This is a genomic window from Ruegeria sp. CH2 (assembly GCF_056537065.1).
The window spans coordinates 55071-61575 of the sequence record NZ_JBQFQV010000017.1 but is presented as its reverse complement, the minus strand read 5'-3'; the positions used below and the strand labels follow the sequence as shown (position 1 = coordinate 61575).

The 6505-nt window shown below is 55.5% G+C and carries 11 protein-coding genes; 5 read left to right on the top strand and 6 right to left on the bottom strand.

Features of this window, described 5'->3' with window-relative positions; genetic code table 11:
* Window positions 1-185: 185 nt before the first annotated feature.
* Complete coding sequence (locus ACR0M9_RS18405) at window positions 186-1166, bottom strand: hypothetical protein (protein ID WP_480774308.1); 981 nt, start codon at window positions 1164-1166, stop codon at window positions 186-188.
* A 362-nt stretch (window positions 1167-1528) separates the two neighbouring features.
* Here ACR0M9_RS18405 and rpsJ point away from each other — a divergent pair, with 362 nt between their 5' ends.
* From rpsJ to ACR0M9_RS18385, 4 genes are read left to right on the top strand one after another with little or no spacing between them, the layout of a single operon-like run.
* Complete coding sequence (gene rpsJ, locus ACR0M9_RS18400) at window positions 1529-1843, top strand: 30S ribosomal protein S10 (RefSeq protein ID WP_008756422.1); 315 nt, start codon at window positions 1529-1531, stop codon at window positions 1841-1843.
* Window positions 1844-1861: 18 nt separating this feature from the next.
* On the top strand, window positions 1862-2587 hold the full coding sequence (rplC, locus tag ACR0M9_RS18395) for a 50S ribosomal protein L3 (protein WP_480487330.1): 726 nt from the start codon (window positions 1862-1864) through the stop codon (window positions 2585-2587).
* Complete coding sequence (gene rplD, locus ACR0M9_RS18390) at window positions 2584-3201, top strand: 50S ribosomal protein L4 (RefSeq protein WP_480474058.1); 618 nt, start codon at window positions 2584-2586, stop codon at window positions 3199-3201. The genes rplC and rplD overlap by 4 nt, the downstream gene beginning before the upstream one ends.
* The gene (locus tag ACR0M9_RS18385; RefSeq protein ID WP_170609990.1) at window positions 3198-3494 is read left to right on the top strand and encodes a 50S ribosomal protein L23; all 297 of its coding nucleotides are present in this window, start codon (window positions 3198-3200) and stop codon (window positions 3492-3494) included. Before rplD ends, ACR0M9_RS18385 begins: the two co-directional genes overlap by 4 nt.
* Window positions 3495-3777: 283 nt before the next feature.
* Here ACR0M9_RS18385 and ACR0M9_RS18380 read toward each other — a convergent pair whose 3' ends face one another.
* The 3 genes from ACR0M9_RS18380 to ACR0M9_RS18370 all read right to left on the bottom strand — a co-directional run bounded on the left by ACR0M9_RS18380 (window position 3778) and on the right by ACR0M9_RS18370 (window position 5007).
* Window positions 3778-3990 (bottom strand): DUF1127 domain-containing protein, encoded by a 213-nt coding sequence (locus tag ACR0M9_RS18380; protein ID WP_209505835.1) that lies wholly within the window; start codon window positions 3988-3990, stop codon window positions 3778-3780.
* A 165-nt stretch (window positions 3991-4155) separates the two neighbouring features.
* Window positions 4156-4617 carry a hypothetical protein gene (locus tag ACR0M9_RS18375; protein ID WP_480774307.1) on the bottom strand — a complete coding sequence of 154 codons (462 nt, stop codon included), beginning with the start codon at window positions 4615-4617 and terminating at the stop codon, window positions 4156-4158.
* A 21-nt stretch (window positions 4618-4638) separates the two neighbouring features.
* Window positions 4639-5007 (bottom strand): antibiotic biosynthesis monooxygenase family protein, encoded by a 369-nt coding sequence (locus tag ACR0M9_RS18370; RefSeq protein WP_171638091.1) that lies wholly within the window; start codon window positions 5005-5007, stop codon window positions 4639-4641.
* 77 nt (window positions 5008-5084) lie between these two features.
* Between ACR0M9_RS18370 and ACR0M9_RS18365 the strand changes: the two genes are divergently transcribed.
* On the top strand, window positions 5085-5516 hold the full coding sequence (locus tag ACR0M9_RS18365; RefSeq protein ID WP_267364814.1) for a MarR family winged helix-turn-helix transcriptional regulator: 432 nt from the start codon (window positions 5085-5087) through the stop codon (window positions 5514-5516).
* 101 nt (window positions 5517-5617) lie between these two features.
* Here the strand turns inward: ACR0M9_RS18365 and rpmD are convergent, their stop codons facing one another.
* Together rpmD and rpsE are read right to left on the bottom strand one after the other, a co-directional pair.
* Window positions 5618-5806 (bottom strand): 50S ribosomal protein L30, encoded by a 189-nt coding sequence (rpmD, locus tag ACR0M9_RS18360; RefSeq protein ID WP_267364815.1) that lies wholly within the window; start codon window positions 5804-5806, stop codon window positions 5618-5620.
* 12 nt (window positions 5807-5818) lie between these two features.
* Window positions 5819-6388: a 30S ribosomal protein S5 gene (rpsE, locus tag ACR0M9_RS18355; protein WP_209505839.1), complete on the bottom strand. Its 570-nt coding sequence runs from the start codon at window positions 6386-6388 to the stop codon at window positions 5819-5821.
* Window positions 6389-6505: the final 117 nt, after the last annotated feature.

Below are 6505 nucleotides of genomic sequence, written 5' to 3'. Positions count from 1 at the left end.
CCGCGAAGGCGGCCGCACCGTCGGCGCCGGCGTCGTGTCGAAGATCGTAGAATAATCCGTAGGCCAGGCTTCAGCCCGGCACATCGGTGAACAAACGAAGGCCGCTCCATAAGGGGCGGCCTTTTTGTTTACTCTAACCATACGCCGAAGAACCTTGGCTCAGAAGGCGGTGCAGTCGCGAGTTTTCATAGTGTGGAAAAATCGATGTTGAGATAAAGTAGCTCCTCCCCGTCTTCGCTAAAGGTGGCTCTCACACCCATGCCATAAGGTACTGCCTTTAGAATGCGAGTCACAATGCCGGATGTTGGAAAGCGTGGGCCATTTCTCTTGATCGACCATCCGCCGTCGACGCGTAATGTGCCATCTCGGTTCTCGTAGGGTTTTTCGGAACTGATATTCTCGCCCACACGAAAGCCTTGGGCTTCTAGCCAAGATGCAGCCTCAGCCACTCCACCCCATTCGTGTAGCAACCTGAACATGCAGACCTTTGCGTCTCCGATCGTCGAAATCTCATCCCAATCCATTCGCAGCAGATCTTCGCGGATTCCAGCATCTGCGCCGCTCTCAAGGCAGGATTGTGTATCTGGAAACCTGTATGATGCACGCACAACACTGATGTTCATTCTGTGTGAAAACTGTAACTGGAACTCTGGCTGACCAGTATTTAATGGCACCGCTGAAAAAATCAGTGCCGTTGCGAGTGATTTCAGAAAGTAAAGAAGTAGGCCCAGAATCAAGAGTGCAAGGGTTTTCTTTGGGAGGTTTGCATTCCGAAAACCCTCAGGTTGCCAGAGATACTCTTGCTTGATCTTCGGACTTTTCATCCAACGAAGCGTCACCAAGCTTAGTAGGGCCAGAACAAGGAATACACCCAGCAAAATGTAGGAGAAGCCCATTGGAGCACTCAGTAAAAGTGCGATTGCAAGTAACATGGTCCAAGGTGCAACCAATCGTTCTGGATCGATCATTCTGGGCGAAAAACAGAAGGCGAGAATTGAACCCAAAAGGAAGAGGGGGGAAGTCAAAGTAAACAACAGCATCAGTAAAAAAAACTGTATCGCGATTGCGTGGGTATAATGGATGTTGGGATCGTCGTTAAACAGGTGTGCAATATCAAACGCGCCCACATGCAACAAAGCAGGGAAAACAAGTGAATTGGATAACAAGGCTTCCGTCAAAGCGTAGGGTTTCCCACTGATTATAAAAGCAAGTGCGGGTAAGTCTGTCAGATACTTAGACCCAAGGACTACTCAGTTTAGAGTGGTATTCAAGTCGGGTATTCCCAACCAAAAAGTGAAAATTCAGATGCTTCGCGTCGATGTCGTTCTCGGTTCGACACGTGTCTCTCAGCTGCCGTCTGAGAGAGAACCAACTTCCCCCTTGTCAAACCCCGCCAACCCCACTAATACGCGCAGGTTCTCAACAAGAACATCAAGGCGGGATGATTCCCGCCTTTTGGGTTCGATGAGGGTTGGCGATGCGCGTCTGTCCTCCTCTCAACCTCAACGCCTGATAAAAGGCTGTTACTATGCAAAGCCAAAATATCCGTATTCGGCTGAAGGCATTTGACTATCGCGTTCTGGATGCCAGCACGCAAGAGATCGTCAACACTGCCAAGCGGACCGGCGCGAATGTGCGCGGCCCGATCCCGCTGCCGAACAAGATCGAGAAGTTCACGGTTCTCCGTGGCCCTCACGTTGACAAGAAATCCCGCGACCAGTTCGAGATCCGCACGCACAAGCGTCTGCTCGACATCGTTGATCCGACCCCCCAGACCGTTGACGCGCTGATGAAGCTCGACCTGGCTGCTGGTGTGGACGTCGAGATCAAGCTGCAGTCGTAAGATCGGAGGGTATAGATTATGCGCTCTGGTATTATCGCAAAAAAAGTTGGCATGACCCGCCTGTTCATGGAAGACGGCAAGCAGATCCCTGTGACCGTTCTTCACCTGGACAACCTGCAGGTTGTTGCACAGCGGACCGCTGAAAAAGACGGCTACACCGCCGTTCAGCTGGGCGCTGGTGCTGCCAAGGCAAAACGCACCTCGAAAGCCATGCGCGGCCACTACGCCGCTGCCAAGGTCGAGCCCAAGCGCAAGCTGGCCGAGTTCCGCGTCTCCGAAGATGGCCTGATCGAAGTGGGCGCCGAAATCTCGGCAGAGCACTTCCTGGCCGGTCAGAAGGTTGACGTTTCGGGCACCTCGATCGGTAAAGGCTTTGCCGGTGCGATGAAGCGCCACAACTTCGGTGGTCTGCGCGCCTCGCACGGTGTGTCGATCAGCCACCGTTCGCACGGCTCGACCGGTCAGTGTCAGGATCCGGGCAAGGTGTTCAAAGGCAAGAAGATGGCCGGTCACATGGGTGCTGCCCGTGTTACCACCCAGAACCTCGAGGTTGTCAAAACCGACGCCGACCGTGGTCTGGTCTTCATCAAAGGCGCCGTTCCCGGACCGAAATCGGGCTGGGTCACCGTCAAGGACGCCGTGAAGAAGAAAGCACCGGAAGGCCTGCCTTTCCCGGCTGCTGTGAAATCGGCTGCAACCGAAGCACCTGCGGACGAAGTATCCGCGGAAGGTGGTGAAGCATGAAACTTGATGTAATCAAACTGGACGGCGGCAAGGCCGGCGACATCGAGCTGGATGCAGACCTGTTCGGCCTCGAGCCGCGCGCGGACATCCTGCACCGTGTGGTCCGTTGGCAGCGTAACAACGCGCAGGCCGGCACCCACAAGGTCAAGACCCGCTCGGAAACCAGCTACTCGACCAAGAAGATCTACCGCCAGAAGGGCACCGGTGGCGCACGCCATGGTGACCGTAACGCACCGATCTTCCGCAAGGGTGGTGTTTACAAGGGCCCGACCCCTCGTTCGCACGGCCACGACCTGCCGAAAAAGTTCCGCAAGCTTGGCCTGCGCCACGCTCTGTCGGCCAAAGCCAAAGCAGGTGAACTGGTTGTGATCGAGAACGCCGAAGCCGAAGGCAAGACCGCCGCACTGGCCAAACAGGTTGCAAACCTGGGCTGGAAACGCGCTCTGGTCATCGACGGCGCGACCGTGAACGAAGGGTTCCTGAAGGCGTCGCGCAACATCGAAGGTCTGGATATCCTGCCGTCGATGGGTGCAAACGTTTATGACATCCTCAAGCGTGACACCCTGGTGCTCACCAAAGCGGCTGTCGAAGCACTGGAGGCTCGTCTGAAATGAGCGCGAAGGCAGAACACTACGACGTGATCCGCAAGCCGATCATCACCGAAAAGTCGACCATGGCGTCCGAAAATGGCGCGGTTGTCTTTGAAGTGGCGATCGAAAGCAACAAGCCGCAGATCAAAGAGGCCGTTGAGGCACTGTTTGGTGTGAAGGTCAAGGCGGTGAACACCACCGTGACCAAAGGCAAGGTCAAGCGGTTCCGCGGCCAGTTGGGCCGTCGGAAAGACGTCAAGAAAGCATATGTGACCCTGGAAGAGGGTAACACAATCGACGTAAGCACCGGTCTCTGATCCAACGCTTACAGCGACACTTTTCGGCCCCGGTGGATCACTCCTCCGGGGCCGATTTCGTTTCAGACGTCAAAGCTCTGGGTTTGCGCGTCGGGGCAGGGCGGTCACACGTCCTCCAGCGGCCGCTCAGGACGATTCTGGCGTCACCGGCATATTGGTAGCCCATCAACAGCTATCGCACCCTCTGGCGGCCGCTGAGCGGCCTGCTCGCGGGGCAGGGCCTGCACTGAACATAGAAAAGGCGCCCTAAGGCGCCTTTGGGTCGTTTCAATTGTATGAGTGGTTACGAGCAATATACGTGCCGGTGTGCGATATCTGCGATGTCGCAGCGGCGGATGCCGATATCGTCCAGCTCACGGTTGCTCAGACGCTGCAACTCGGTATAGGTGCGCTGATACTCAGCAGCGCGTGCGCGGGCTGTTTTGATCCGTGTGATCATGTCAGCGATCCGGGTGCCGAAGTTGAAGCCGGTATGGGTCAGTGTCGCAGTTGTCATCTCTGTATTCCTTTCTCGTATCAGGGCGTATTCCCTGACGTTTCCTTTTGAGTTCCTTCATTGGACAAGGCAGAGATAGGAGCGTTTGCTATCGCTAACAACGCAGATTTTGGTCTAGCCGATATGCATCTGTTGAATGGCTATACATGTCGTGGGCCACGTCAATCACACGCCGCTTTCATTTCTTTCGCGCGTTTTTTTGCGGGCGGCCATCGCCCGACCATCACGTATGCTCAGCCCCATCAGTGTCAGATTGGTCGCCCCGGCAATCAGTTCGATGATCTGTACAATATAGAAGCTGGTATCAAACGAACCCGCGTTTGCCTTTGCGCTCAGGTAGACAGCGGCTGGAACAAGGACGATGAGCCCGTTCATAGCAATGATCGGCATCCGTTTCTTTTTGGCGAGCGCAGGGGCATCTTTTCGACGACGCCCAAGTGTCGCCCCGGATGCACCGACAATCACCATTGCAGGCACCAGAACAAAGAGCCCGCTGACGATCATGGACTTTACTGCCGCGACGGTCTCATGGTTTGCAAATAACTCACTGTACAAAGTGGATGTCCAGAATACGAGGATCGTAAGAAAGCCTACTACTCCGGCGATGGGGTGGATGGTTCTTAACATGTTGCTACTCCCAAATGAGGGTCAGGCGACGCAGTGGTTTTCGACTGCGAGCTTGCGAAGAAGATGTGGCCGGGCCACTGCGCTTGCTGGATAGTCCGCGATCCGACGCTGGAACTCGGGATGAGTGAATGCGTCGCGAAAGCTTTGCACGTTCTGCCAGATCGCGTAGTTCACAAAGGTCGAACTGCCCGCGATACCCTGATGGAGCTGGGTCGAGATATATCCCGGTTGCGATTTCATGAAATCCGCATCATGCGCCCATGCCCGAAGCAGCGCCTTTTCGTCTTCGGCGTCCACCGTAAACAGGTTGATCAGCACCACCGGTCCTTCCTCGGTCTGCATCTGATCTGCCAGCGTGACGATCGTGTCCAACTCTTTGATACGAGCCATTTCGGTTCCCTTCGATTCTGAAATATAGCAAGCTATATAAAATTGCATAGCATGCTATTCAAGTGTAAATCCAGGACATGGACTTCGAAAAAGAAAACTCGGCCGGGTATCTGGTTAATCACATGGCACGATTGTTCGCAAAGGAGTTGCAGCAACGCATTGCGCCCTTTGGCATCGTCGTCGGACAATTCCCAATCTTGCTGGAACTCTGGCTCAAAGACGGTGTGACGCAAAAGGATCTGCTGACCAAAATTGACGTCGAACAGGCGACATTGGCTAACACGCTTAACCGTATGGAACGTGATGGCTTGATCAAAAGAACGAAGAACCCTGCTGACGCCAGGGCTCAATTGATTTGGTTGACCGAGAAGGCCGCAGCACTTCGCAACAGCGCCTACGAGGCAGCTCAGAACGTGAATGCCGATGCATTACAGGTCTTGAATGACCCTGAGCGCGCACAATTCATGAACTATATGCGTCGAGTCATAGGCGGCATGCGCTCAAGGTGAATTGACGGAGGATCAGTTCACGGCACCGGCAGGCAAGCCCTTAAACAAAAAACGCCCCCGACCGAGGTCGGAGGCGTTTCTAAGTCTTCGAAGCTGCGGGCTTAGCCGCGCTCTTCGATGATCTCTACCAGATGCGGGATCTTGCGGATCATGCCGCGCACCGAAGGAGTATCCTCCAGCTCACGGGTTCTGTGCATCTTGTTCAGGCCCAGGCCGATCAGGGTTGCGCGCTGTTCGGCGGGGCGGCGGATCGGCGAACCGACCTGTTTGACGACGATGGTTTTTGCCATGACGTGCTCTCCTTATGCTTCTGCTTCAGCAGCAGCCGGTGCGTCGTCCCGCTTGGGCAGGATGTCAGCAACCTTTTTGCCACGACGTGCGGCAACCGAACGCGGGCTCTGCTCTTTCTGCAGGCCGTCGATGGTGGCGCGGATCATGTTGTAGGGGTTCTGCGAGCCCAGCGACTTGGAGACAACGTCCTTGACGCCCAGCATTTCGAACACGGCACGCATCGGACCACCGGCGATGATACCGGTACCTTCAGGCGCGGCGCGCATAACCACTTTACCAGCGCCGTGACGGCCCTCGATGTCGTGGTGCAGGGTCCGACCTTCGCGCAGCTGTACGCGGATCATCTGACGCTTGGCTTGCTCAGTCGCCTTGCGGATGGCTTCAGGTACTTCTTTCGCTTTACCCTTGCCAAAGCCGACGCGGCCTTTCTGATCGCCGACAACCACCAGAGCGGCGAAGCCAAAGCGCTTACCACCTTTTACGGTTTTCGACACGCGGTTGATTGCGACCAGGCGATCTGCAAATTCCGGCGTTTCTTCACGGTCGCGGCCACGGCCCCGACGGTTTTCACGTTCTGCCATTTGGCATCCCTTTTCCTCTAGAGGCGCTTGCGGCGCCAATTGCTCAATCGAAGTGAACCCCTGAATGACATTCTGGGGCTCCCCGATCATCGAGGCGGGCGGACCCGCCTTCAAAGT

Bases quoted from the DNA above. Each gene is read 5' to 3' on its own strand.
- rpsJ (WP_008756422.1), top strand. From the start codon at position 1,529: ATGCAAAGCCAAAATATCCGTATTCGGCTGAAGGCATTTGACTATCGC.
- rplC (WP_480487330.1), top strand. From the start codon at position 1,862: ATGCGCTCTGGTATTATCGCAAAAAAAGTTGGCATGACCCGCCTGTTC.
- rplD (WP_480474058.1), top strand. From the start codon at position 2,584: ATGAAACTTGATGTAATCAAACTGGACGGCGGCAAGGCCGGCGACATC.
- ACR0M9_RS18385 (WP_170609990.1), top strand. From the start codon at position 3,198: ATGAGCGCGAAGGCAGAACACTACGACGTGATCCGCAAGCCGATCATC.
- ACR0M9_RS18380 (WP_209505835.1), bottom strand. From the start codon at position 3,990: ATGACAACTGCGACACTGACCCATACCGGCTTCAACTTCGGCACCCGG.
- ACR0M9_RS18375 (WP_480774307.1), bottom strand. From the start codon at position 4,617: ATGTTAAGAACCATCCACCCCATCGCCGGAGTAGTAGGCTTTCTTACG.
- ACR0M9_RS18370 (WP_171638091.1), bottom strand. From the start codon at position 5,007: ATGGCTCGTATCAAAGAGTTGGACACGATCGTCACGCTGGCAGATCAG.
- ACR0M9_RS18365 (WP_267364814.1), top strand. From the start codon at position 5,085: ATGGACTTCGAAAAAGAAAACTCGGCCGGGTATCTGGTTAATCACATG.
- rpmD (WP_267364815.1), bottom strand. From the start codon at position 5,806: ATGGCAAAAACCATCGTCGTCAAACAGGTCGGTTCGCCGATCCGCCGC.
- rpsE (WP_209505839.1), bottom strand. From the start codon at position 6,388: ATGGCAGAACGTGAAAACCGTCGGGGCCGTGGCCGCGACCGTGAAGAA.